20 protein-coding genes and 6 tRNA genes are annotated in these 24,285 nt (G+C 42.9%); 22 read left to right on the top strand and 4 right to left on the bottom strand.

Annotated elements, in window-relative coordinates; translation table 11 throughout:
* Nucleotides 1-418 precede the first annotated feature (418 nt).
* From dnaG to F6X55_RS01060, 6 genes are all read left to right on the top strand, one after another.
* The gene (gene dnaG / locus F6X55_RS01085; protein ID WP_026569921.1) at nt 419-2,242 is read left to right on the top strand and encodes a DNA primase; all 1,824 of its coding nucleotides are present in this window, start codon (nt 419-421) and stop codon (nt 2,240-2,242) included.
* Between the two features lie 31 nt (nt 2,243-2,273).
* Nucleotides 2,274-3,401, top strand: coding sequence for an RNA polymerase sigma factor RpoD (gene rpoD / locus F6X55_RS01080; protein WP_026771157.1), 1,128 nt, complete (start codon nt 2,274-2,276; stop codon nt 3,399-3,401).
* Nucleotides 3,402-3,576: 175 nt separating this feature from the next.
* A complete protein-coding gene (locus F6X55_RS01075; protein WP_026569922.1) occupies nt 3,577-4,104 on the top strand; it encodes a hypothetical protein in 528 nt (175 codons plus the stop codon).
* 103 nt (nt 4,105-4,207) lie between these two features.
* On the top strand, nt 4,208-4,597 hold the full coding sequence (cccA, locus tag F6X55_RS01070) for a cytochrome c550 (RefSeq protein ID WP_026569923.1): 390 nt from the start codon (nt 4,208-4,210) through the stop codon (nt 4,595-4,597).
* Between the two features lie 86 nt (nt 4,598-4,683).
* Complete coding sequence (locus F6X55_RS01065; RefSeq protein ID WP_026569924.1) at nt 4,684-5,376, top strand: tRNA (adenine(22)-N(1))-methyltransferase; 693 nt, start codon at nt 4,684-4,686, stop codon at nt 5,374-5,376.
* The gene (locus tag F6X55_RS01060; RefSeq protein ID WP_237648571.1) at nt 5,373-6,494 is read left to right on the top strand and encodes a Nif3-like dinuclear metal center hexameric protein; all 1,122 of its coding nucleotides are present in this window, start codon (nt 5,373-5,375) and stop codon (nt 6,492-6,494) included. The genes F6X55_RS01065 and F6X55_RS01060 overlap by 4 nt, the downstream gene beginning before the upstream one ends.
* A 78-nt stretch (nt 6,495-6,572) precedes the next feature.
* Here F6X55_RS01060 and F6X55_RS01055 read toward each other — a convergent pair whose 3' ends face one another.
* Nucleotides 6,573-7,520 (bottom strand): 4-hydroxy-3-methylbut-2-enyl diphosphate reductase, encoded by a 948-nt coding sequence (locus tag F6X55_RS01055; RefSeq protein ID WP_026569926.1) that lies wholly within the window; start codon nt 7,518-7,520, stop codon nt 6,573-6,575.
* Between the two features lie 242 nt (nt 7,521-7,762).
* On the opposite strand from F6X55_RS01055, the gene F6X55_RS01050 reads away from it, so the two are divergent.
* A complete protein-coding gene (locus tag F6X55_RS01050) occupies nt 7,763-9,076 on the top strand; it encodes a DEAD/DEAH box helicase (protein ID WP_153461555.1) in 1,314 nt (437 codons plus the stop codon).
* A 50-nt stretch (nt 9,077-9,126) separates the two neighbouring features.
* Complete coding sequence (locus F6X55_RS01045) at nt 9,127-10,020, top strand: deoxyribonuclease IV (protein ID WP_026771160.1); 894 nt, start codon at nt 9,127-9,129, stop codon at nt 10,018-10,020.
* A 749-nt stretch (nt 10,021-10,769) separates the two neighbouring features.
* Here the strand turns inward: F6X55_RS01045 and F6X55_RS01040 are convergent.
* Nucleotides 10,770-11,054, bottom strand: coding sequence for a DUF2624 domain-containing protein (locus tag F6X55_RS01040; protein ID WP_026569930.1), 285 nt, complete (start codon nt 11,052-11,054; stop codon nt 10,770-10,772).
* Nucleotides 11,055-11,268: 214 nt separating this feature from the next.
* Here F6X55_RS01040 and F6X55_RS01035 point away from each other — a divergent pair, with 214 nt between their 5' ends.
* Nucleotides 11,269-12,006: a transglycosylase SLT domain-containing protein gene (locus F6X55_RS01035; RefSeq protein ID WP_235162437.1), complete on the top strand. Its 738-nt coding sequence runs from the start codon at nt 11,269-11,271 to the stop codon at nt 12,004-12,006.
* Between the two features lie 357 nt (nt 12,007-12,363).
* Nucleotides 12,364-12,810: a DUF4190 domain-containing protein gene (locus tag F6X55_RS01030; protein ID WP_026569932.1), complete on the top strand. Its 447-nt coding sequence runs from the start codon at nt 12,364-12,366 to the stop codon at nt 12,808-12,810.
* Between the two features lie 46 nt (nt 12,811-12,856).
* Here the strand turns inward: F6X55_RS01030 and ispG are convergent, their stop codons facing one another.
* Nucleotides 12,857-13,966: a flavodoxin-dependent (E)-4-hydroxy-3-methylbut-2-enyl-diphosphate synthase gene (gene ispG / locus F6X55_RS01025; RefSeq protein WP_153461553.1), complete on the bottom strand. Its 1,110-nt coding sequence runs from the start codon at nt 13,964-13,966 to the stop codon at nt 12,857-12,859.
* 115 nt (nt 13,967-14,081) lie between these two features.
* Nucleotides 14,082-14,453, bottom strand: coding sequence for a hypothetical protein (locus F6X55_RS01020; protein ID WP_153461551.1), 372 nt, complete (start codon nt 14,451-14,453; stop codon nt 14,082-14,084).
* Between the two features lie 117 nt (nt 14,454-14,570).
* Here F6X55_RS01020 and F6X55_RS01015 point away from each other — a divergent pair, with 117 nt between their 5' ends.
* The 12 genes from F6X55_RS01015 to F6X55_RS00960 all read left to right on the top strand — a co-directional run bounded on the left by F6X55_RS01015 (nt 14,571) and on the right by F6X55_RS00960 (nt 24,271).
* A complete protein-coding gene (locus tag F6X55_RS01015) occupies nt 14,571-15,203 on the top strand; it encodes an NfeD family protein (protein ID WP_026569934.1) in 633 nt (210 codons plus the stop codon).
* A gap of 306 nt (nt 15,204-15,509) precedes the next feature.
* Nucleotides 15,510-17,135 (top strand): Na/Pi cotransporter family protein, encoded by a 1,626-nt coding sequence (locus F6X55_RS01010; protein WP_026569935.1) that lies wholly within the window; start codon nt 15,510-15,512, stop codon nt 17,133-17,135.
* Between the two features lie 236 nt (nt 17,136-17,371).
* Nucleotides 17,372-17,446: transfer RNA gene (locus F6X55_RS01005), tRNA-Asn, on the top strand.
* A 3-nt stretch (nt 17,447-17,449) separates the two neighbouring features.
* A tRNA-Met gene (locus tag F6X55_RS01000) sits at nt 17,450-17,526 on the top strand.
* A gap of 10 nt (nt 17,527-17,536) precedes the next feature.
* Nucleotides 17,537-17,612 (top strand) — tRNA-His (locus F6X55_RS00995).
* A gap of 11 nt (nt 17,613-17,623) precedes the next feature.
* Nucleotides 17,624-17,700, top strand: a tRNA-Ile gene (locus F6X55_RS00990).
* 9 nt (nt 17,701-17,709) lie between these two features.
* Nucleotides 17,710-17,802, top strand: a tRNA-Ser gene (locus F6X55_RS00985).
* 234 nt (nt 17,803-18,036) lie between these two features.
* Nucleotides 18,037-18,112, top strand: a tRNA-Phe gene (locus tag F6X55_RS00980).
* A gap of 556 nt (nt 18,113-18,668) precedes the next feature.
* Complete coding sequence (gene sodA, locus F6X55_RS00975) at nt 18,669-19,280, top strand: superoxide dismutase SodA (protein ID WP_026569936.1); 612 nt, start codon at nt 18,669-18,671, stop codon at nt 19,278-19,280.
* 239 nt (nt 19,281-19,519) lie between these two features.
* Nucleotides 19,520-20,794 carry an MFS transporter gene (locus tag F6X55_RS00970; protein WP_153461549.1) on the top strand — a complete coding sequence of 425 codons (1,275 nt, stop codon included), beginning with the start codon at nt 19,520-19,522 and terminating at the stop codon, nt 20,792-20,794.
* 69 nt (nt 20,795-20,863) lie between these two features.
* Complete coding sequence (locus tag F6X55_RS00965) at nt 20,864-22,981, top strand: peptidoglycan D,D-transpeptidase FtsI family protein (RefSeq protein ID WP_026569938.1); 2,118 nt, start codon at nt 20,864-20,866, stop codon at nt 22,979-22,981.
* Nucleotides 22,982-23,302: 321 nt separating this feature from the next.
* On the top strand, nt 23,303-24,271 hold the full coding sequence (locus F6X55_RS00960) for a phosphate ABC transporter substrate-binding protein (protein ID WP_026569939.1): 969 nt from the start codon (nt 23,303-23,305) through the stop codon (nt 24,269-24,271).
* Nucleotides 24,272-24,285 lie beyond the last annotated feature (14 nt).

Genomic DNA, 24,285 nt, shown 5'->3' with positions numbered 1-24,285 from the left:
TTATTTTTTGTGAAAAAATGTTTCTATAATGTCTTTCTCTATTGGACAGTATTCCAAATTGGGGATGCTAAATTCTGAAAAATAAAAACATAGGAAAAAGGAAGGATTATTCGGATACATGTAGAATAAAAAACTAGCTGTTTTCTTTTTTATGTCGAATTAGAAGAAGCATTACATTTATCTTTTCTTTTTTTATTTTATCTGATGAGAATATGTATGGAGAAGCAGGTACTGGTTTGACCCTTTTCTTCAAAGGTTACATTAAACTGTGAGGGCAGGATCAGGAATGTGTTTTGTTGGTGGAAGATTTTTATTTTAATGATAGAAAGTGAAATCAGTTATTTTTTTAAAAAAGATTGTCGAATTTTGCAGGGTTTTCTTAGTCTTTATAGAATAAACGTAGAGCATGGTGATTCTAATGAATGGTCAAATCCCTGAAGAAACGATAGAAGAAATCAGAAAGTCCAATGATATCGTGGATGTCGTGGGAGAATATGTCCAATTGAAAAAGCAGGGCAGAAATTACTTTGGATTGTGCCCATTTCACGGGGAAAAGACTCCATCTTTCTCCGTGACACAGGACAAACAGATATTTCATTGCTTCGGCTGCCATAAAGGCGGGAATGTTGTTACGTTTGTAATGGAGATGGAAGGCTTCAGTTTTTTTGAGGCTTTAAAGCATTTGGCTGAAAAAAGTGGGCATACTTTGCCGGAAAGCTATCAGCCTGCCAGCCAAAACCAGCAAGTAAGTCAAGAGAGCCAGGATGTTCTCAGTGCGTATGAATGGCTGACGAAACTTTATCACCATTTGCTCCGTCACACGAAAGAAGGGAAGGAAGGCTATCAGTATTTAATCGACAGAGGCTTCACTGACGAGGTTATTGATGCTTTCCAGTTGGGCTTTTCCCCGAATTCCAGGGAGTTCATTGTTCAGTTTCTGGAGAAGAAAGGGTTTCATCCCCAGGCCATGGTTAAGGCGGGGCTGCTTTCGATGAATGACCAGCAGGAAGTATCCGACAGGTTTAGAGGAAGGGTTGTTTTCCCTATCCGCAATCATCTAGGGAAAACGGTCGGATTTGGAGGCAGATCGATAAACAATCAGGAGCCAAAATACCTGAACAGCCCGGAATCGGAACTATTTCATAAAGGAAGACTTTTATATAATTTTGATTTAGCCAGAAGTAACATCCGTAAACAGGAAGAAGCGGTACTTTTTGAAGGGTATGCGGATGTGATATCGGCTTTTGCAGCTGGGGTCACAAATGGCGTAGCCACCCTGGGAACAGCCATTACAGAAGCACAAGCCAAACTGCTGCGCCGCTATGTGGATACAGTGGTTATTTGCTATGATGCAGATGATGCGGGCGTACAGGCTTCTTACAAAGCCGCCAAGATTCTGAAAAAGGCAGGATGTACAGTGAAGATTGCCAGTATGCCAAACGGAATGGATCCGGACGAATTCATCCAGCAAAACGGTGCGGAACGCTTTCGGAAAGAGGTAATCGACGTAAGCGACACATACATGTCCTTCCTGATGCGATACTTCAAAAAAGATTATAATCTAAATCTGGAAGGAGATCGCATACAATATGTTGAAAGTGTACTTGATGAAGTCGCATTGATAGACAGGCCGGTGGAACGGGAGCATTATTTGAAAGAATTAGCAAATGAATTTGAATTATCTATGGAAACTTTATCTCAAGAGGTAACGGCTAGAAGGCAAAAGATAGGTGCCGGGCAGGATAAGATGGTGCAAAAGAGCAATACTAGTATGGCGAAAGCCCCGTTTAGTCAAAAGAAATTGCTCCCCGCTTACCATAATGCGGAGAAACAGTTAATTGCTTACATGTTAAACGATCGAACGATTGCTGAAAAAGTGAAGGAAGAATTAGGTGGTTCGTTTAATGTAGAGCAGCACCAAATCATTGTTACTTATTTATATGCTTATTATGAAGAAGGGAACGGGGCAGATGTCAGTATGTTTGTAGAAAGACTGCCAGACCCGTCCATCCAAAGTTTGGTTGTCCAAATTGCAATGATGCCTATCCACCAGGATATCAGTGATAGAGAGATAAATGATTATATACGTCTCATCCGTGTAGAACACAGTGATGAAGCAGCCATTAAATCTCTGAAAGCGGAGCAAAAACTGGCAGAAAAACAAAATGATCCTGTAAAGGCAGCCCAGATAGCCATGCAGATTCTTGAGATCAGAAAGCAATTGAAAAATTCAATTCATTGATATAGAAGTAAGTCTGGAAGGAGGGGGACTCATGGCAGATAACAAGCCATCACGTTCTAAAGAAAATGAAAATGAAAATGAGCTCACCCTGGAGCAAGCGAAGGACCAGTTGCTTGAGCTGGGAAAAAAGCGCGGGGTACTAGCATATGAAGAAGTAGCAGAGCGTTTGTCCAACTTTGAGTTGGAATCAGAGCAGATGGACGAGTTTTATGAGTACCTGAATGAGCAAGGGGTAGAAGTGATCGGTGATTCGGAAGAAGATCCGAGCATGCAGCAGCTATCAAAAGAAGAGGAATTCGACTTAAACGATTTGAGTGTACCGCTGGGCATTAAGATCAATGATCCGGTCAGGATGTATTTGAAAGAAATCGGAAGAGTCGATTTACTTTCTGCCTCAGAAGAAATAAACCTGGCAAAGCGGATTGAAGAAGGCGAAGAAGAGGCCAAAAGAAGACTGGCTGAAGCAAACCTCCGACTTGTCGTAAGTATTGCAAAGCGTTATGTCGGTCGTGGAATGCTTTTCCTTGATTTGATTCAGGAAGGCAACATGGGTTTGATCAAAGCTGTAGAAAAGTTTGATTATCGAAAAGGGTATAAATTCAGCACCTATGCCACTTGGTGGATTCGCCAGGCAATAACACGGGCGATAGCCGACCAGGCGAGAACAATCCGGATACCTGTGCACATGGTGGAAACCATCAACAAATTGATCCGTGTACAGCGTCAGCTTTTGCAAGATCTGGGCAGAGAACCTATACCAGAAGAAATCGCGAAAGAAATGGAGTTAACCCCTGATAAAGTAAGGGAAATTTTAAAAATTGCTCAGGAACCAGTGTCTCTTGAAACACCAATTGGTGAAGAAGACGATTCTCATTTAGGCGACTTTATCGAGGACCAGGAAGCCACTTCTCCTTCTGATCATGCAGCATATGAATTGTTGAAGGAACAGTTGGAAGATGTACTGGATACGTTGACTGATCGCGAGGAAAACGTTCTGCGACTCCGTTTCGGTTTGGACGATGGCCGAACCAGAACACTTGAAGAAGTAGGGAAAGTGTTTGGTGTAACCAGAGAACGAATCAGACAAATCGAAGCAAAAGCTTTACGCAAGTTACGCCATCCAAGCCGGAGTAAACGGTTAAAGGATTTCCTCGAATAAACAACCTGTTCATGTGGAACTGTTTGGAGCTCAGCTAAGTCATTGTGCATCCGTACAATGACTTTGATTTTGCTTCAAGTGGCAGTAACTGTAATATTGATGTCCGACAGGATGTCCCGCTATTAAAGGACCCATTTACCGACAGGTATTACTGGAAATCGGATGGGGGAAAAGAATGGCTATTGAGAAAAAAGAAATCATCATTCGGGAAATTCAACAATGGAAGCAGAGCAGGCTATTACCGGGTGAATATTGTGATTTTTTGCTGGCTCTTTATTCTCAAGGTGAGGGGATAGACGAGCCCGCAAAACCTTATATGAGCCTGAAGCTGGTAATTCTGCTCTTTTGTGATATTTTAATGTTACCGCTAACATATCTTGTTATCAATTTTACTGAATTCCCAGACAGATTGCAAATCTTCCTTGCAATTATTTTTCTGTTGATTTCCTTTGCGCTTTACCGTGTGTTTTCAAAAATAGATGTCATCAAAATACCGGTGGCAAAGCTTATCACATTGGGTATGTTGTTACTCATCACGATAGAATTGGCGCAATTGTTGACGAAAAATCACTGGGTTACAGCGATTGTAATCTCGCTTCAACTTGCGGGGTGGTTGATCACCGGCTATAAACAGAAAGATAAATACTTGTTTGGTGCAGGAATGATTGGTACGATTATGATAATATACTATGTAGTTATATAAAATTTCTTGTCATTTCCCTTTTCTCTTGTCACATTTTCAAGTAAAATATATGTAGTTTGGTCTGTAGAGACAAGTTTGGGGATTACATAAGGAGGATAAAGACATGAAAAGAAACCCAGTTATCCCTTTTGCAATTATCGCAGTGTTGGGAATACTTACAATGATTGTTTTATCTGTAGTCGGTCTGAATCAATATGAGGACATTCAACAAGCTGGTGAAGAGGGGAATCAGCAAGAGGAATCCGGAGAAGGCGGCGGTGAAGAAGCAGCATCCGATGATCCGGAAGCGATTTTCCAGAATAACTGTGCTACATGCCATGGAGGCGACTTGTCTGGAGGTGCCGGTCCTAATCTGCAGGAAGTTGGAGGCAGATATTCCAAGGATGAAATACATGAAATTATCATGAACGGTACTGATGGAGGAATGCCAGGCGGTCTGGTAAGTGACAGCGAAGCAGATATGCTTGCTCAATGGTTATCTGAACACAAGTAATACGCAAAAGAAAGCTTTCTGTCGCCAGAAAGCTTTCTTTTTTAAATAGGAAGGAATATAACCGGGTGAAAAAAGGAGTTAATGAAATGAATGAGAGACTGGTGTCTGATCGCATACGATGTATTGCATCATTTTTACCAAAAGGTGCGTTGTTCGCTGATATTGGTTCTGATCACGCATACCTACCTGTATATGTCTGTCATCTGGACAAAAAGGCAGCAGCTATAGCGGGTGAAATAAACGAAGGTCCGTACCAGAGTGCCAAAAACAATGTCGCCGCAGAAGGGCTGACAGACAGGATAGAAGTGCGTAAAGGCGATGGCCTTGCGGTTATATCTGCCAATGAAGTCAACCAGGTGGTGATTGCAGGCATGGGGGGCAGTTTGATTTCTACGATTTTAGAAGAAGGGAAAGAGAAATTAGAACGTGTCGGGCAAATAATTGCACAACCCAATGTGGAAGCGAGGGCTGTCCGGATGTGGCTTCAAGGGAATGGATACCGACTGGCTGGGGAAGCGATTGTCGAAGAAGCGGGTCACACTTATGAGGTGATTTCCGCCTTTTTATCCGATACGCCAGCGACAATGACAGAAAAGGAATTACTACTCGGTCCTTATTTGATGAAAGAAAAATCGGATGCTTTCCAAAAGAAGTGGAAAACAGAAATAGAAAAAAGGGAACGAGTGATTAAACAAATGAAACAGGCAGTTTCACCTGATGAAAAGAAGATGGAAGCTTTCCGTCATGAAGTAGAATTAATCAAGGAGGGTTTAATGTGACGGATAATCTAATGACATGCAGGAAAATCATTGATGCCTTTGAAACGTGGGCACCTCCGGGATTAGCCTATAAATGGGACAATGTAGGATTACAGGTAGGTACACTGGACAAACCTGTGAAAAAAGTGATGATTACATTGGATGTCCTTGAAACAGTCGTTGATGAAGCAGTCGAAGCAGGTGTGGATTTGATTATTGCCCACCACCCTTTATTGTTTAAAACATTAAAACAAATAGATACAACAACACCAAAAGGGCGTACGATCGCCAAACTGATCGAAAACGGGATTACTGTCTATGCCGCTCATACCAATTTGGATATAACCACTGGAGGTGTTAGTGATATTCTGTCCGAACGATTAGGTGTGCGTGACACTTCTGTCCTAGTGACGACCGACCAAGATAAGCTCATCAAACTTGCGGTATATGTTCCAGTTGACTATACGGAAAAGGTCAGAGAAGCGATTGGAAATCAAGGCGCAGGTCATATCGGTGGCTATAGTCATTGCAGTTATCATGTCAGAGGAGAAGGGGCTTTTAAGCCGTTGGATGGGACACAGCCATTTATCGGTTCACAAGGAGAACTGACAAGGGTGGAAGAAGACAGATTGGAAACAATCATTCCAGAAAGCAAACTTCCGCATGTGCTTGCTGCAATAAAAACCGTTCATCCCTATGAAGAACCTGCTTATGATCTTTATCCACTGAAAAATAAAGGGGAAGAAATCGGCGTCGGGCGTATTGGAGACCTACAAAAAAGCATGACGCTTCGCGAATTGGGTGAACTTGTGAAAGACCGTTTTCAAATCCCTGCTTTAAGAATAGTCGGGAATCTCGACGAGCAGGTCCGTAAAGTCGCCGTATTAGGTGGAAGCGGGGAAGACTACATCGACCAGGCATACCAACAGGGAGCCGACGTGTATATAACCGGAGATCTCAGTTTCCATGAAGCGCAGGATGCTTGGCAGATGGGGTTGAAACTCATTGATCCAGGGCATCACGTGGAAAAATTCATGAAACAAGGTGTCCAATCCTTTTTACAAAGGTATTTTGATAAATCGGATTTACCGGAAATAATCATTTCCAGTGTCCACACCGAACCCTTTCATTTTATGTAAAGAGGGTTGCTTAAAAAAAAGAGCAAACAGTATGTACTATAAAAAACCGCGAAGATGCAATTCTTCGCGGTTTTCCTGTTATGCTTTTTTCTTCGCTTTGACTTTTGGAAGGATTTTGCTTTGTTCAACTTTGGACTGAAGATCCCACTCTTTCTGTGCTGCATCAAAGCTTTCGATGAAGCGAATCACTTCTTTGGTGATAGGGGTAGGGGTGGAAGCGCCAGCCGTTACTGCTACCTTGCTAACCCCTTCCAGCCATTCCAGCTTGATTTCCGAAACATCTGCAATCCGGTATGCTGTAGTTCCTGCAATTTCTTGGGAAACTTGTGCAAGACGATTGGAATTGTTACTACGGGGATCTCCGACCACAAGCGTCAAGTCTGCTTCCTTTGCTTGTTCAGCCACTGCTTCTTGGCGTACCTGTGTTGCCATGCAAATCTCTTGTACCATTTCCGTCTGAGGATATTTTTCCTTCACTTTTTGCATGACATCATATACATCCCATTGGCTCATCGTAGTTTGGTTGGTGACGATTAGTTTGTCGCTATCCAGATGTATCTTCTCTACATCGTCTTCTGTCTGTACTAAATGAACTTTTCCGGGCGCAACCCCCATGGCTCCCTCCGGTTCCGGATGGCCTTTTTTTCCGATATAAACTACTTCATAGCCTTCTTTTACCTTTTCGCGTATCAAGTCATGCGTCCGTGTGACATCGGGACAAGTGGCATCCAGTACTGTCAAACCCTTTGCTTCTGCTCTTTTTTTCACTTCCGGCGAAACACCGTGGGCGGTAAAAACCACCGTACCTTCATTGATTTCTTCCAGAAGCTCTCCTCTGTTTTTTCCATCGAGAGTGATGACTCCCTCGCTTTCAAAGGCTTTGGTTACATGAGAATTGTGTACGATCATTCCCAATATATAAATAGGTCTTGGCAGATTCGGATCTTTAACCGCATTCTGAGCTATGACCATTGCATCTACTACTCCATAACAATAACCGCGCGGAGCTATTTTAATTACTTCCATGATTACGGTTCCCCCTCTATTATATATCTTCACTACTTTTTGTTTTCAGGGCATCAGTTTCATTATAAAGGTAAAACTACAATATGACAAAATATTCATCAGTTATGCTTTTACAGGACATAACCTTTTTATTGCAGTCTTGCGAGAGATAATGTTTGCATCTGTGAAGGATTACCGTGCAAAATCCCTCTTTCTCCACTATAATAGGAAAGTAGCAAAAGTCAATTTAAAGGAGTTTATAAATGAAGAATCATCATTTTAGACAATATTCATTGCATCCACTTATCAACGACGTCATTGACAGACTTGATTTCCATAAACCGACCCCCATACAGGAAAAAGTGATTCCCGCCGTTCTGAGAGGGGAAAGTGTGATTGGACAATCCCATACAGGATCAGGGAAAACCCATGCTTATTTGCTGCCTCTATTCAATGAAATGGAGGAAGCGAAGAAACAGGTCCAATTTGTGGTGACGGCACCGACAAGGGAACTGGCTATCCAAATCTATGATGAAGTAAGGAAAATCATTCATTATGCCAACAAAGATCATCGTTGGAATGCAAAATTGCTGATCGGCGGAACAGATAAAAAAAGGTCGATTGAAAAGTTGAAGGAGCAGCCGCACATTGTCGTCGGGACACCGGGAAGGATTTTGGACCTTGTCGAGGAAGAAGCGCTCGATTTACACAATGCCAAGGCCTTCGTTGTCGACGAAGCGGACTTAATGCTTGATCTTGGCTTCATACAAGAGGTCGATAAAACTTTGGTAAAGACAAATCCGGAAATACAGCTTCTCGTATTTTCTGCAACCATTCCGGAAAGATTGCAGCCTTTTTTAAAAAAATATCTGGAGAATCCGGCACATCTGACGGCGGATGAGCACAAGCTTTCACCCGAAACAATGGAGCACAGACTGGTCCCTCTGCGGCATCGTTCAACTTCGGAAATGATATTTCGTATTTCTGAGGCTATTCAGCCATATTTAGCGATCATTTTTACGAATGGAAAGGAACTGGCTGATCAACTTGCGGAAGAGCTGACTGAAAAAGGGATGGAAGTAGGACTTATCCATGGAGGGCTTTCTCCGAGAGAAAGAAAACGGGTGTTGAAAGACATTCAAAATCTTCGTTTTCAATATATTGTGGCTACTGATCTTGCAGCAAGAGGAATCGACATTAAAGGTGTCAGTCATGTGATCAATGCCCAACTGCCAAAGGAAGAAGCGTTTTATATACATCGAGTCGGCCGGACAGCGCGTGCAGGGATGGAAGGCACGGCGATTAATTTGTACACCGATCAAGATGTTCAGCTGATTGAAAAACTGGAGAAAAAAGGATTGTCCTTTACGAGCTTTGATGTGAAAAACGGGGAATGGAAAGAAGTCAAAGCCTGGAATGAAAGAAGTGCAAGGAAGAAAACAGAATCAGACACGGAAAAAGAAGCTTGGCGCAGAGTACGGAAACCAAAAAAAGTGAAGCCGGGCTATAAAAAGAAAATGAAGCAACAAAAGGAACAAGTGAAGAAAAAGTTAAATCGTAATAAATATAAAAAATAACTATTATTATGTTATAATAATTATAGAAAAAGAACAAAGAGGTGGAGGAATTGTTGAAAATAGGTTCACACGTATCGATGAGTGGAAAGAAAATGTTGCTGGGATCGAGTGAGGAAGCAGTGTCATATGGTTCCAATGCATTTATGATTTATACAGGAGCACCTCAAAATACCCGACGGCGTCCAATAGAAGAGTTGAATATTGAAAATGGACGCAGGCATATGGCGGAAAACGGTATTGTAGATCTCGTGGTCCATGCACCCTATATCATCAATATTGGCAATACGACAAAAAAAGAGACATTTGAGCTTGGCGTCGATTTTTTGAGAAGTGAAATCGAACGAACGGAAGCCTTAGGAGCTGGGCAAATTGTCCTGCATCCAGGCGCACATGTGGGTGCAGGTGTAGACAAAGGAATAGAGAAAATTATTGAAGGTTTAAACGAGGTCCTTCATAAAGACCAGCAAGTGCAGATTGCCTTGGAGACAATGGCTGGAAAGGGATCAGAGGTCGGAAGGAACTTCGATGAATTAGCGAAGATTATTGACGGTGTCAAGCTGAATGACAAGCTGTCTATCTGCTTCGATACTTGCCATACTCATGATGCAGGTTATGATATCGTCCATGATTTTGATGGAGTTCTTGCCGAATTTGATCAGGTGATCGGTTTAGACCGTTTGAAAGTCATCCATGTAAATGATAGCAAAAATGTGCGCGGAGCCGGGAAAGACCGTCACGAAAATATCGGTTTTGGTCATATCGGCTTCGATGCACTCCGGAATATTGTCCACCATCCACAATTGGAGGCATTGCCGAAGATATTGGAAACTCCGTATGTAGGTGAAGATAAAAAGAACAAAAAGCCTCCATATAAGTTTGAGATTGAGATGCTTAAAGGAGACTCTTTCGTAAGAGATTTAAAAGAACAAATTGTTTCGCAATAACAAAGCAAAAGCATAGGCGGTAAAGGTAAAAGCAAGAGACTGGGACAAGGTTTTTGGGATTGAAAAAGTAAACCATTCCAGCCTGCCCTTTTAAGAAGAGCAACGCTCCACTCCGGGAAGGTACTTCGCTTTCCGCGGGCACGGCTTCAGCTAACTCCCGTAAGAAAGCGCAGTATCTTGCCGTAGCATACAAGCACGCATCAAACAACAGGATAACAAGAAGTCTATATCTCAGGTACACAAAAATTAAAAACCGAGCGAATTTGATTGATAGTTCAAATTCGCTCGGTTTTTGTTTTGGTAGCTATGCTTTTGTCCCAGAAAAAAATAAGAAAGAATGCATTTCAGAGAAGATCTAGCTCTATCGTTCTCCCCCTCGAGGGCTTAAGTCCATCCTTTGTGCCTACTACACGGTTGTATTAGCTTCTCGGAAGCCGTACGTGGAGGGTCATGTAGAAGGTGGTGAATGAGCCTGTATTCCTTAAAACGGGCGCTTGCGCTTTTGTATTTCCGAAAAATACGCCCAGAATAAGTTGAAGTCAGCTCGACACTTCGATCCATCCCACTTCATTTCTGGCTTTTGGCAGATCAAAGCTTGATTTTTTTTAAGCCCCATCTCTTTTGCATCATGTTGAATTACTCGTGTTTCTATTCATACGGTCCGCTATAGCTGCATAGGCTTACCAGTGTCTAACAGAATGTTTTAGTTTATCCTTCGGAAATGTTTAGTTTTGATAAAGTTGGGGAAGTCAATAAAACCAGGAGTCAACGCCATATTCTTTCGTCAGTTGTTTGAACAGTTTATTGGCTTTTTGGGCTGTTTCAACGTTTGTCATTCTTGCCAGATCTTTGAATAAAGCCATGCGCCCTTGCTCGCTGAAAGGATCGAACTCGATTTTTCGCAAATAGGCGGTGATTTGTTCCGCCTGACTTTTGGTGATTGGGATATCATACTGCTTACTATAATGTAGCAGCTCTTCTGTACTTACTTGTTTCAATTTATTTAGTATCATCTTTTTTAGCATGCTGTTCATCCAAAAACCCTTTCTTTTTCCACTGGCTGTAATGATAGGGCGGCGCCAGCCAAGTGTATTAATTTTTCCCTGTTACACCTTATGTAGGAGAACTGGTTTTGTGACGGGCGGCAGTCGGTATCTGTAAGTAAATCAATTGCATTTATAATCCGCAAAAGCTAGTATAGTTTTTTGTGGTTCGAAAAATGCAGGTTGTAGTAAGGAGTGAATGTGTGTGAACTTTTGGAGTAACTCTGGTTCTAAGGCTCTTAGCTTTTTATTTATTTGTGCACTATTATTATTTTTATTTGACGGATTTGCCGAAGACAACCAGGAAATCGATGCAATCTCGCAGGAGAAAGAAGAAATAAAAGCGCAGATTGTCAAACTCGAACAGGAAAACAAGCAACTGCAATCGGAAAAAGAATATCTGCAATCCCAACAATCGAAGTCGCCCGACAAAAATGGGTATCTCACTTGGCCGAAAATCGAACAGATTGCGGACACTTTTGTAGAAGAAAGCGAGGGTAGGTTCAAAAAGTCATGGGCTCTCTATTTAGTCAAGGAGTCCCAGAAATTCGATGTAGATCCAAAAATCGTTTATGAGCTACTCAAGGTTGAAACGGGCGGAACTTTCGATGCAAAATTGGTCGGTCCGGAAACAAAATACGGAAAGGCGTATGGAATGGGGCAGTTCATGACGAACACTGCGCCGTGGGTGGCTGAAATGGCTGGTTTGCCATATGAGAAGGAATTGTTGTACGATCCTTATTATTCGATGCAGCTGTCAATCGTGTACCTCGATTATTTGCATAATGAATATGGGAATTGGGAAGAAGCTTTGACTGCGTATCATCGGGGCATGAGCGGAATGAAAAAATTCGTCCGTGAAAATGGCGATGCAAAAAGCTGGTATGCCGTAGAGATATTGTCCAATGCGGAAAATCACAAAACGGTTGTAACAGCAAATTAAATATACAAAGGGGCTGGGACAAGTATAGTGATCAAAAACCGAACGATTCCAATTCGTTCGGTTTTTACTGCCTTGGAAGTCTTTTTTAGATTCTGTCAGCCCATAGAATAAAACGATTACAGCTCACCTGTCCAAGAATCAGGACACAACCATTGCAATGGCAAGATACAGATTCCGACGGGAACAGCACGAGCCGAAAACACACAAGCCCCGGGCGTTTTTTTGTGAATAGGGCTTTGCTTTATAAGCAAGTTCTCCGTCAGGTTGATAATTACATCCTTTATTTACCTTGTAAAATGTTCAAGGTTCCTTCATACACTACAAAGGCACCCCGATAAGAAAGCGAGGATGTTGCCAATGGACGAGAATTCGAACAACAAGCAACAGAACGAAGAGGTGGAGGATGCTCCGAAGTTTGGGGATGACACGAATGATCCGATCATTACCCAGCAGCAGGGTGGATCAGTACCTCCGCGCGATCCCCATGAACAGTATATACTCGATGAGCCATATAAACGTGATGAAGAAATGGCTCAGGAGTTGACCGCCACAGAATTCAATAAGCCGATCCGCACCGAGGAAAAGGAAACAAAGATGGACGGGGATGTCCAGACAGGGTTTGGCTGGGTGGCTGTTATCCTTGGTGTTTTATCTTTCTTCATGATGCCGGTGGTTCTGGGAGCCGCGGCGATCATATTCGGGTTTATATCCAGAAATCGGGGTGCCCATACTCTGGGAAACACAGCGATAATTGCTGGAGCTGTTTCGATTATCCTGACGTTATTTTTAGCCCCCTTTGTATAGCAAAAGAGCTGGTTCCGAATGGAACCAGCTCTTTTCATGGTGGTTATTATGCTTTCTGTTTGTCTTCTTCTTCTTTTTGTTGAGCAAAGTACTCTTCCGCGATTCGATCGACTTCGATTTTCAACTCGTCTACCATTGTTTCTTCCGGCACTTTTCGGATGATTTCCCCATGGCGGAACAGCAATCCTTCCCCTCGTGCTCCAGCGATACCGATATCAGCTTCTCTGGCTTCTCCTGGTCCATTTACTGCACAACCCAATACAGCTACTTTGATTGGGGCTTTGATGGTTGAAATATAATCCTCCACTTCATTGGCAATTGAAATAAGGTCAATTTCAATTCTGCCGCAAGTCGGACAAGAAATCAGGGTTGCCGCATTGGAAGCAAGGCCAAAGGATTTGAGTAACTCTCTTCCAACTTTGACTTCTTCAACTGGATCCGCGCTTAAGGAAATTCTCATTGTATTTCCGATGCCTTTACTAAGAATCGCTCCCAAACCGGCAGCACTTTTTACTGTCCCGGCAAACAAGGTGCCGGATTCGGTGATGCCAAGATGGAGCGGATAATCAATTGCTTCAGCTGCTTTTTCATAGGCTTCGATTGCCAAAGGGACATCAGAGGCTTTCATCGAAACGATGATGTCATGAAAATCGAGGTCCTCTAGAATTTTGATATGGTGCATGGCGCTTTCCACCATACCGTCTGCAGTCGGATAGCCGTATTTTTCAATGATATGCCGTTCAAGTGACCCGGCGTTAACCCCGATCCGGATTGGAATTCCTTTTGCTTTGGCTGCATTGACGACAGCTTCCACTTTATCGCGTTTGCCGATATTCCCCGGGTTGATCCTGATTTTGTCTGCTCCGCCTTCAATTGCTTTCAACGCTAATTTATAGTTAAAGTGAATATCTACTACTAAAGGAATATTTATTCTTTTTTTGATTTCGGGAATGGCGTCTGCAGCTCTGTCATCGGGACAAGCCACTCGTACAATTTGGCATCCGGCTTCTTCCAAACGGTTTATTTGATCAACAGTTGCTTCGACGTCGTGTGTTTTGGTCGTTGTCATGGACTGGATGACAACTTCGTTTTTACCCCCGACCATGACATTGCCTACTTTGACTGGTCGTGTATTTTTTCTGTGGGTTAGTGCCATAAATATATCGCTCCTTTATTTAATCGCGAACAAGAATGGTATTTTAGGTACCATTGCTTATTATAAGGGGAAAAGGCCGAATTGAGAAGTAACAAACCTTAAAAAAACTGACAAGTCATTCTTCGCTTACATATAAAGGAAATAAGTACGTTTCTCCAGGCTGAATTTGTTGGGGATTTGTTCCCGGATTCATCTTTTGGAAGTCAGCGATGATGCTGTCGATCGACAGGACTGCTTCCGCTCGATTGATTTCTTCTATTATGCTGAGCACTGTATCACCGGGTCGCACCTCCACTTCCAGGGCTTGGTAGTCTGTGGCATTTTGTTGAGCTGTATTCTGAGAAGGCTCGAGACTTTCTGACGAGTTGTCGTTCTGCTCTTCTACCTGCTGGATGCTATTTATCGTTCCGACCGTTAAATCTTTAAAAATACTGACAATAAATAATATAATGAAGAGAGTGACAAGCGCTTTTTTGAAGAATCCCATTGCAACACCGCCTTCTATTGATTTATATATACATTCTACAAAGAAAATAAAACCCTTTTTTTGAAACAAAATTATTTTGAAGAACGTAAATAATACAAAGCGGGAAGGGTGATACAAATGGACGTTTTTTCAGCAGACTGGGTGAGTTTTATCATAACAGGACTTGGTACGTTATTTTTATTTGGAGAACTGCTGGTAAATACGAGAGGATTTTTCGGGATTATCGGTTTAGGTTTCATCACCATCTATTTTCTGTCTTTTTTGGCGCCAGGTGCATTCGTACTGATGATGGTTATCTATTTGGTCGGACTGTTGCTGATTATTATAGATGGTAAATTTCTGAATGACGGAACCCTTGCTACCATCGGAGCAGTATGTATGATCTTGTCGATTGGATTAAGTTCCCCCAATTGGACGGCAGGATTGTATGGGGTGATCGGAGTGATTATTGGCGGTTTTTGTTCTCTTCTTTTCCTGAAAGTTTTCAAGCGCAGAGAAATGTGGTCGAAGTTGGCTTTAGTCGATCAACTGACAAGTGAAAAAGGGTATAATTCGATGAACGAGACGTATGCCTCGCTAGTGGGGAAAATGGCGATCACCGTTACTGATATGCGCCCTGTCGGAACCATCCGGGTAGACGGCGAGGACTACAGCGCAGTGACGAATGGCCAATGGATCGCAAGAGATACCGAGGTTAGAGTAGTACAGGTAGACGGAACAAAAATCCTTGTATCAAAAAACAAACAATAACAAAGGCTATGGGAGAGTATTTCATCTTGGAGTGGTGAAGTACTCTTTTTTGTCGGTTATGTAACTGTCAACTTTACGATTGCTGTAGTTGAATTGGGGTACATAACAAATAGAGAGGAAATCTAATGTAAAAAGTGGTGAATATTCCAGCTTTTACATAGATTTTGCCCAGAAAAAGTCGTCTGAAGTACAAGAATGTAAATTTAACGTAAATTTTAACGAAAAATCTTTACAAACTCTTCTGCTTTCATTAATAATGAGAGAGGCATTTCAAGCTAATCAGCATGTGTGAAGGGATGGGAAACGTTGGATATTAATGTGCAATCCTTAATTTTCGAGTTTGTCGGTGGACTGGGAATCTTCCTGCTCGGATTGAAATTCATGGGAGATGGTTTACAAAAGTCTGCAGGTGACCGATTGAGGGATATTTTAGACCGGTTTACCAGCAATCCATTTATGGGGGTGCTGGCAGGTATTATTGTTACTGTTTTGATACAGAGCAGTTCCGGGACAACAGTACTGACAGTAGGACTAGTAAATGCCGGTTTTATGACGCTCCGGCAATCAATCGGGGTCATCATGGGTGCCAATATCGGTACGACGGTGACTGCCTTCATCATCGGTATCGATTTGGGAGAGTACGCTCTGCCCATTATGGCTGTCGGTGCATTTATGCTCTTTTTCTTTAAAAATAATAAAGTGACTTACCTGGGGCAGACGATTTTTGGATTTGGGTCCCTGTTCTACGGTTTAGAATTGATGAGCAGCGGAATGTCTCCACTTCGTGATGTACAAGCTTTCCATGATTTGACCTTGAACATGAGTTCCAATCCGATTCTCGGTGTAGTTGTTGGAACGTTGTTTACCTTTATCGTGCAAAGCTCCAGTGCAACGATCGGTATCCTGCAAGGTTTGTTCGAACAGGGTGCCATCGATATCCAAGCAGCGTTGCCGGTATTGTTCGGGGATAATATCGGGACGACGATCACTGCGATTCTTGCTTCGATCGGAGCGACCATTGCAGCAAAACGTGCTGCATTCACCCACGTTATCTTCAACGTGGTAGGAACGACAATCTTTTTGATTTTGTTGCCTTTATACACGAAATATGTTACTTATTTGCAGGATGCTTTCAATCTCAATCCGGAAATGACGATTGCTTTTGCTCACGGCAGTTTCAACGTGGCGAATACGATCCTCCAATTTCCGTTCATCGGGGCATTGGCCTTTATCGTGACAAAACTGATACCTGGCGAGGATACAGTGATCGAATACAAACCGAAGCACTTGGATCCGATTTTTATCCAGCAGTCGCCTTCAGTTGCTCTTGATCAAGCAAAAGAAGAAGTTATCCGTATGGGTGAATATGCTCACAAAGGATTAGAGGAATCAAGCAAGTATTTAAACAATCATAGCCAAAAGCACGCAGACATGGCCCTCCAGGTAGAAGGGGCGCTGAATAATCTTGACAAGGAAATCACTGAGTACCTTGTCAGTTTATCGGGTACGTCTTTTTCAGAAGCAGACAGTACGAAGCACTCTGCTTTAATGGACTCGGTTCGTGACATTGAAAGAATCGGCGATCACTTCGAAAATATAGTCGAATTGGTCGATTATAAGATTTCCAACAAAGTCGTTATCACGGAACAGGCACAACAGGATTTGAACGATATGTTCGATCTTACGTTAATCACTGTAAAACAAGCGATCAAGGCTCTTGGAGAGATGGACAGGGAAGAAGCATTGGCGGTTGTCCAAAAAGAAGATCAAATCGACCAAATGGAGCGAGCTTATAGGAAAAAGCATATTATCCGTATGAACGAGGGTTCATGTTCCGGCCCAGCCGGTATCGTTTTTGTCGATATCATCAGCAATCTGGAAAGGATCGGCGACCATGCGGTCAACATAGCGGAAGAAGTGTTAGGGGAATGATGCAAAAAGGGTGCCAAAGCAGTTTGGCACCCTTTTTAAATAAGGAAGAGGCAGGAACGATCTAAAAAAGTTTAAAAAAATGCTTGAATGGAAGAAGCGGACATGCTATATTATTTTTGTTGCCGATTTAAAAACATCTGCAAAAAGTGTTGACAGTCTTACATATTCATGGTAAATTATATTTCGTCGCTTCAACAAGTTAGATCATTAACAGCAAGGAAAGCAATTTGATTCTTTCCACAGTAGCTCAGTGGTAGAGCAATCGGCTGTTAACCGATCGGTCGTAGGTTCGAATCCTACCTGTGGAGCCATATGGCGGTGTAGCTCAGCTGGCTAGAGCGTACGGTTCATACCCGTGAGGTCGGGGGTTCGATCCCCTCCGCCGCTACCAACTTAATATGGCGGTCGTGGCGAAGTGGTTAACGCACCGGATTGTGGCTCCGGCATTCGTGGGTTCGATTCCCACCGGTCGCCCCATATATTTACTAGGACCCTTAGCTCAGCTGGTTAGAGCTATCGGCTCATAACCGATCGGTCGCAGGTTCGAGTCCTGCAGGGTCCACCAATAACTCGAGGAGGATTACCCAAGTCTGGCTGAAGGGAGCGGTCTTGAAAACCGCCAGGGGCTTCATCGCCCGCGGGGGTTCGAATCCCTCATCCTCCTCCATTTACATAAAATTTCTTCTGGAACTTTGAAAAGGCAAGTACCGGAATACACAAAAGGCTCGGTAGATCAGTCGGTAGAGAGCCGCCAGCTTCTCTGAACTGACTCCCATGTGCAGGTTTGCGAGGAACGCAGATTCACCGAATAAACCATTAACGTGACGAGCACAAAACTTCATAGGGATACTACGAAGCAAGAAAACAGGGCGAGAAAAAAACATATTTATTTGCTATTTATGGCTCGGTAGCTCAGTCGGTAGAGCAACGGACTGAAAATCCGTGTGTCGGCGGTTCGATTCCGTCCCGAGCCACCATTTTACTTTATGAATATAAATCAAAAACAGTAGGGACAAGCATTCTGCAGCTTGTCTTTTTTTTATTGTCCAAATAAAATTTTATGGCGGCAAGCGGTTAAAAAAGGCTTTTAGAGAGAAAAAGCGTAGCAGAGGAACTAAACGATATCCTGAGACTTCTGCGGAACAACGGGCGACAGGGACCTCACAGCGGGCTTTTCGAGGAGGCTCGGGCGTTCGTTCGTGGAAAGCGCTCTGCGTCCTGAAACAAATGGCCATTTCTTGGAGTGAGCCTTTCGATAAAGAGAGGGTGGAGTGATAAATCACACCACCACATTTGACAGAGAACCATAATAAGTAGGGTGTTCCCGGTCGCGGGATGAATTTTCTCGGTTAATTCAACGAAAGGTCGATAAGTAAAAGGTTTTTCCTTTCTTTCAGATAAAAGGGAAAAGTTTCTATTTTTAAAGGCATAAAAGTTGCAAGAAAAAACACGCTTTGATAATCTGGGTTTTGAAGGAAAGATGATTAGTTTCATCTTTTTCCGGCTACATATCATTCAAAGGAGGAATTAACAATGGCTAAATTTGAACTACCAGAGCTACCTTATGCATACGATGCATTAGAACCGCATATCGATAAGGAAACAATGAACATCCACCACACAAAACACCATAACACTTATGTTACGAAATTAAATGGTGCGGTGGAAGGAAACAGTGATTTGGAAAACAAATCACTCGAAGACTTGCTTTCAGATATCGACAGTGTTCCTGCTGAAGTTCGTACGGCAGTACGCAACAATGGCGGAGGTCATGCCAACCATTCACTATTCTGGACAGTACTTTCTCCTAATGGCGGCGGCGAACCATCCGGTGAGTTAGCTGATAAAATCAATTCTAAATTCGGCAGCTTCGACAAATTCAAAGAAGAATTCGGCAATGCTGCAACAGGCCGTTTTGGTTCTGGATGGGCTTGGCTGGTTGTCAATAATGGCGAACTGGAAATCACCAGCACGCTGAACCAGGACTCCCCGATCATGGAAGGAAAAACGCCTATCCTTGGCTTGGATGTTTGGGAGCATGCTTACTACCTTAAGTACCAAAACAAACGTCCAGAATACGTTTCTGCTTTCTGGAACGTTGTAAACTGGGATGAAGTTGCCAAGCGTTACGAAGCAGCTAAATAATAGAAGCTTCTAAGCAAAAGGACTTGATGAGTCATACTCGTCAAGTCCTTTTTTAATGGATGGAAAAATTCATATTTGCACACTCGCCTTCCTCACACCTTTCCTCGTGGTTTTAAACTTATCAGCTGCAAATAAGGGATGACTTTTTCTTTTTGCATGGAATATTTCAATTCTCCGTCTTTTGTATAACTCCGTTCCTTTAGAAAACACTAAGTTTAACAGTAAAGGAGACGGGAATCATGAAAAAATCGTTACATTTACTATTAGGTGATATAGAAATAGACAAGGATTTAAAATTGCTGCTGACAATAGGCGGACTATATTCATTGGGGATTTTTTTGTCGAATACCTTTGTGAACATTTATCTTTGGAAGCAATCGGGTGATTATATGGCAATCGCCCTCTACAATTTAGCTATATATATTTTACAGCCCCTTACATTCATCCTGGCAGGGCGCTGGGCAAAGAAAGTCGACCGGGTGATTGTGTTACGCCTTGGCGTGTTATTTCTCTCCCTATTCTTTATGACCGTCTTGTTGGTCGGTGAACAAGCTGCCAAGTATAACATGTTATTGGGCGGATTGCTCGGGATTGGTTACGGTTTTTACTGGCTGGCTTTCAATGTCCTGACCTTTGAAGTAACCGAACCAGAAACAAGGGATTTTTTCAATGGATTTCAAGGACTGCTGCAATCATTTGGTGGAATGATCGGTCCGATACTCGCTGGTTATATCATATCCAGGATGGCGTCTTTTCAAGGCTATACCGTTATATTCGCCATCTCATTCTCTCTTTTTGTACTGGCGGTTGTCTGTACTTTTTTTCTAAAGCGTCGTTCTGCAAAGGGAGTTTTCCGGTTTGTACAGATCTTCCAAGAACGGAAGCAAAATAAAGATTGGAAAAGGGTGCTTTATGCCCATTCCTTTCAAGGGCTGCGGGAAGGTATCTTCGTCTTTGTCATTTCAGTATGGGTATTTATCACAACAAACAGCGAATTGGCATTGGGCACGTTCAATTTAATTTTCTCTGGATTCTCTTTTTTGTTTTACTATGCGGCTACCCGTTTAATCAAACCGCGAATGCGAAAGGGAGCGATTTTTATTGGAGGGTTGTCTCTTTGCCTGTCCGTATTCCTGATCCTCATTCATTTGGATTATACGACATTGCTCATATACGCCGGGATTATCGGTTTTTCCTACCCAATATTGTTCGTCCCGTATGCCTCGATGACATATGATGTCATCGGTAAAGCTTGGCGGGCCGGTGAGATGCGGATAGAGTATATTGTCGTAAGAGAGTTGTTTCTCAATTTTGGCAGAATTACATCGATCCTTTTATTTTTGGCAGCGGTCAGTCTTTTTGAGGCGGAAACTGCGATTCCTTATTTGTTGGTAGGAGTCGGAGTAGGTCCGTTCATCATCTATTTCTTTTTGAAGAACATCGATTTGAAGGTCACAGAACCACGGGAAAAACCAGCCATTTCCAAAGAATTGGCGGAAGAGGAAAATCGTTGATAAATAATAGTCTGCTCCCCCGAAAGATGTTATACTAGCAGTAATGTGAATTTATAAAGGGGGAGCGATATGGGAAAGAAGAAGAAAAAAAGAGCACAACTTCCCTTTCGTTTAAATATATTGTTTTTGTTTGTCTTTTTGCTGTTTTCCGGCTTGATTTTGCAGCTGGGTGTTGTGCAAATCTTGAACGGCGAGGAAGCGCAGGATGAAATCAACCGAACGGAGAACACGATTTCAGAAATACCGGTACCCCGGGGAAAGATGTTTGACCGTTACGGGCGCCTGGTATTGGATAATGAACCGGTACGTTCGATCACCTATACGGCTCCTAAAAATGGAGCGAAAGCAGAAGATCGCCTCGATTTGGCGAAGAAACTTGCTGGTTATATCGACATAGAAGATGCTGAAGAAAAAGTCAGTGAACGGGATAAACAGGAGTACTGGTATCTCTTAAATGAAGAAGATGCTCTAGAGAAGCTTACAGATGAAGAAAAGGAAGAGTTGGATAACGGCGATCAATACAATACGATGCTGGAACGAATCACGGAAGAAGAGCTGGCAGAAATCGAGTGGAACGATGACTTGCTCGAAGTGATCGCGATTAAAAAAGAATTGGACGCAGCTTCAGAGCTATCTCCTCACATTGTTAAAAATGAAGGAGTCACAGAAGAGGAGTATGCAAAGGTCTCCGAGCATTTAGGTGAATTGGAAGGAATCGACGCAACGATTGACTGGAAACGTATTTCTGCTGTAGAAGGCACTTTCTCTGACATTATCGGAAGTGTATCGAGCACGGAACGCGGCATACCGAAAGAAAATGAACAGTACTACTTAAGCAGAGGGTATAGCCCGAACGACCGTGTCGGTATCAGCGGGCTGGAAGAACAGTACGAAGCCGAGCTCAAGGGGACCAAAGAAAAGGTCGAGTATATCACCGACAGCAGTGGCAAGGTAGTCAATACAGAAGTGGTCACCGAAGGACAGCGCGGGAATGATTTGATGCTGACTATCGATATGGAGCTACAGCAGGCTGTTGATAAAATTGTCCGGGAAGAACTGAAAACCGCGATTGAAATGCATCCATCCAAAAACCAATACATGTCTGATGCGTTGGTCGTCATGATGGATCCGCAAACGGGTGAAGTGTTGACCATGTCTGGGCAACACTATGACAGAGAGGAAAAGGAATACCGCAACCAATCCTACCGGACGCTTTACGATGCACATCGTCCTGGTTCCGCTGTGAAAGGTGCGACCGTGTTGTCAGGTTTGGATGCCGGAGTAATCAATCCGGGAACAGTGTTTAATGATAGAACGATTAAAATAGGCCAGTTGGAAAAATCATCCTATAAAGATTTAGGACCTGTCACTGATATCCAGGCTTTACAAGAATCATCCAACGTGTACATGTTCCATATTGCCATGCGCATGGCGGGAGAATTCAATTACCACTATGGCATGAAGTCGATGAACTTTGATCCCCAATCCTTTACGACGATGCGGAACTATTTCAAGCAATTCGGTCTCGGTGTCGAAACGGGAATCGATTATCCTTATGAAGCGACAGGTTATGTAGGTCCCGACCCTCAAGGCGGTAACTTGCTTGACTTTGCCATCGGTCAGTATGACACCTATACAACGATGCAGTTGGCCCAATATGTCTCTACATTGGCCAACGATGGCTACCGCATACGACCACGTTTGGTCAGCGAGATAAGATCCCCTAAGCCTGATCGAGATGAGCTTGGTTCTGTCGTCGAAAGCTTTAATACGGATGTCTTAAACAAAATCGAAATGGATGATAAATACTTGGATCGTGTCCATGAAGGTTTCCGCAGGGTTATTACCCAAGGAACAGCGGAAGGACATGGATGGGGAAGCCTGAGTGAGTATAAAGTCGCGGCCAAAACGGGTACAGCGGAAAACGAAGTATACAAGGATGGCAAAAAGCTAGCTGATACGGAAAACCTCAGTCTTGTCGGATATGCTCCATATGATGAACCGGAAGTGGCCTTTGCCATCATCGTGCCGAACAACGGAACAGGGAACGGTCAGTATGATATCAACCATAAAATCGGAACGAGGATCATCAAGAAATACTTTGAATTGAAAGAAAACCGTGATAAAGACGGTGTGAACAAAGAATTGAAACAGAGCAAGGAAGGAAAAGAAGAAGTAGAAGATTAAATCAATAAAACGAGATTACAGGAGAAGCCCTTGGCAATATATTGCCAAGGGCTTTTTTGGTTGAAAAGTGAAGATATCTGCGTTTGCCCTTTGTGCCTGCCGCACCTTCGGTCACAGGTGACGGCCGCTTTCCCGCCATTTAAGTCATTCAGGAACTTTCATCCCTGCCTCACAACAAAATCTACCAATCAGGACTATTTATCTAGTAAATTTACACGATCTTTACAAGCAGTTAACTGCTACTTAAAACTAACACGTTACGATGTATTTGTAGCCGGATAGGCGACAATCATTTTATAAGACTATAGGGGGAACAAACTTATGAAGAAAACGAAGTTATTATCCTTTGCTGCATTGTTGATTTTACTGATAGGGATGTTGGCAGCATGTGGATCAAGCAATGGAGAAGAACAAGAATCAAACGGTTCGAATGAAACAGATCAAGAGACAGATGCCGGACAAGGTTCTGAAAGTGAATCAGACGAAGGTGCAAGCGATGAAAGTGCCTCTGGCTCAATTACCATTTCCGGCTCTAGTGCTATGCAGCCGCTGGTAGCAGCCGCAGCAGAACAATTCATGAGTGAAAACCCTGAAGCAGACATTCAAGTCAACGCCGGCGGATCTGGTACAGGTCTTAGTGAAGTGTCTGAAGGAACAGTAGATATTGGAAACTCGGATGTGTTCGCAGAAGAAAAAGATGGCATTCCTGCTGATGAATTAGTCGATCACAAGGTTGCTGTAGTTGGGATGACTGCGGCAGTGAATCCTGGAGTGGGAATTGATGATATTTCGAAAGAAGATTTGAAAAAAGTATTCACCGGAGAAATCACGAACTGGTCTGAATTGGGTGGAGAAGATGTTGATATTACGCTGGTCAACCGTCCGGATTCATCTGGAACCCGCGCAACTTTCGTGAACTTCGGTCTTGATGGAGAAACTCCTGCAGAGGGTGTCACTGAAGATTCTTCTAATACGGTAAAGCAAATTATCAGTGAAACTGAAGGCGCGATTGGTTATCTGGCTTTCTCTTACTTTACCGATGACTCTGTAACACCCCTGTCAATAGATGGAGTGGAAGCAAATGATGAAAACGTACAAAGCGGTGAATTCCCGATTTGGGCTTATCAGCACTCTTACACAAACGGAGAAGCAGAAGGCCTTGCCAAAACGTTCCTTGACTACTTAATGAGTGATGAAGTCCAAACCGGTCTATTACCTGAGCAAGGATATATCGCTTCGACCAAAATGCAAGTAGAACGCGATGCAGAAGGAAATCAAACAGATAAATAAGATGGAAAAACAAG

The sequence above is a fragment of the Sediminibacillus terrae genome (assembly GCF_009602435.1).
In the GTDB taxonomy this organism is placed as follows: Bacteria; Bacillota; Bacilli; order Bacillales; family Amphibacillaceae; genus Sediminibacillus; species Sediminibacillus terrae.
The sequence above is the reverse complement of the archived record's forward strand: the minus strand, read 5'-3'. Positions and strand labels throughout refer to the sequence as shown.

Excerpts from the sequence above, each read along its gene's own strand:
- F6X55_RS01040 (WP_026569930.1), bottom strand. The coding sequence starts at position 11,054 with ATGAACAGCATGCTAAAAAAGATGATACTAAATAAATTGAAACAAGTA.
- F6X55_RS01065 (WP_026569924.1), top strand. The coding sequence starts at position 4,684 with ATGAATGAGAGACTGGTGTCTGATCGCATACGATGTATTGCATCATTT.
- F6X55_RS00960 (WP_026569939.1), top strand. The coding sequence starts at position 23,303 with ATGAAGAAAACGAAGTTATTATCCTTTGCTGCATTGTTGATTTTACTG.
- F6X55_RS01030 (WP_026569932.1), top strand. The coding sequence starts at position 12,364 with ATGGACGAGAATTCGAACAACAAGCAACAGAACGAAGAGGTGGAGGAT.
- dnaG (WP_026569921.1), top strand. The coding sequence starts at position 419 with ATGAATGGTCAAATCCCTGAAGAAACGATAGAAGAAATCAGAAAGTCC.
- cccA (WP_026569923.1), top strand. The coding sequence starts at position 4,208 with ATGAAAAGAAACCCAGTTATCCCTTTTGCAATTATCGCAGTGTTGGGA.
- rpoD (WP_026771157.1), top strand. The coding sequence starts at position 2,274 with ATGGCAGATAACAAGCCATCACGTTCTAAAGAAAATGAAAATGAAAAT.
- F6X55_RS00970 (WP_153461549.1), top strand. The coding sequence starts at position 19,520 with ATGAAAAAATCGTTACATTTACTATTAGGTGATATAGAAATAGACAAG.
- F6X55_RS01075 (WP_026569922.1), top strand. The coding sequence starts at position 3,577 with ATGGCTATTGAGAAAAAAGAAATCATCATTCGGGAAATTCAACAATGG.
- F6X55_RS01020 (WP_153461551.1), bottom strand. The coding sequence starts at position 14,453 with ATGGGATTCTTCAAAAAAGCGCTTGTCACTCTCTTCATTATATTATTT.
- sodA (WP_026569936.1), top strand. The coding sequence starts at position 18,669 with ATGGCTAAATTTGAACTACCAGAGCTACCTTATGCATACGATGCATTA.
- F6X55_RS00965 (WP_026569938.1), top strand. The coding sequence starts at position 20,864 with ATGGGAAAGAAGAAGAAAAAAAGAGCACAACTTCCCTTTCGTTTAAAT.
- F6X55_RS01015 (WP_026569934.1), top strand. The coding sequence starts at position 14,571 with ATGGACGTTTTTTCAGCAGACTGGGTGAGTTTTATCATAACAGGACTT.
- ispG (WP_153461553.1), bottom strand. The coding sequence starts at position 13,966 with ATGGCACTAACCCACAGAAAAAATACACGACCAGTCAAAGTAGGCAAT.
- F6X55_RS01055 (WP_026569926.1), bottom strand. The coding sequence starts at position 7,520 with ATGGAAGTAATTAAAATAGCTCCGCGCGGTTATTGTTATGGAGTAGTA.
- F6X55_RS01050 (WP_153461555.1), top strand. The coding sequence starts at position 7,763 with ATGAAGAATCATCATTTTAGACAATATTCATTGCATCCACTTATCAAC.